The organism is Campylobacter sp. RM9331 (assembly GCF_020137685.1).
Classification (GTDB): Bacteria; Campylobacterota; Campylobacteria; order Campylobacterales; family Campylobacteraceae; genus Campylobacter_E.
The window spans coordinates 1-431 of the sequence record NZ_JACGBA010000068.1 but is presented as its reverse complement, the minus strand read 5'-3'; the positions used below and the strand labels follow the sequence as shown (position 1 = coordinate 431).

General features: G+C 33.2%; 1 protein-coding gene. It reads right to left on the bottom strand.

The window, feature by feature from the left end; translation table 11 throughout:
• Nucleotides 1-431 (bottom strand): flagellin hook IN motif-containing protein (locus AVBRAN9331_RS09795; RefSeq protein ID WP_336612935.1); only part of this gene is annotated, 431 nt, incomplete at both ends.

Below are 431 nucleotides of genomic sequence, written 5' to 3'. Positions count from 1 at the left end.
TTCTTATCCACCCCATCAGTTATCTTAATACCTCTACCATCTCTATTAGCAAGTACTAATCTTCCTTTTTCATCAACACTAGCCTCAACCCCTGTTTGATCTTTAACAGAGTTAATTGCAGCTCTTAAAGCTCCATTTCCATCTTTATCTTTAACTTCAATAGAACCAATAGTAACACCATTTATGCTAAAGCCTTGTAAAGTAGTTCCTGCTTTAATAGGTTGTTCAAATACACTTTGAACCGTAACAGAAGCTTTAATACCTGTTTTATCAGTAGATTTATTAATAGCTTCAACTAAAGCACCTAAACCTTGACCTGCTTTAATATTATTACCTTGAGCAATTTGCACTGGCTCAAATGTAACATCATTAATTCCATCTACGTTTTTAAATGTAAGATTAATTTTATCTCCTAAAGCAAGGTCACTTTG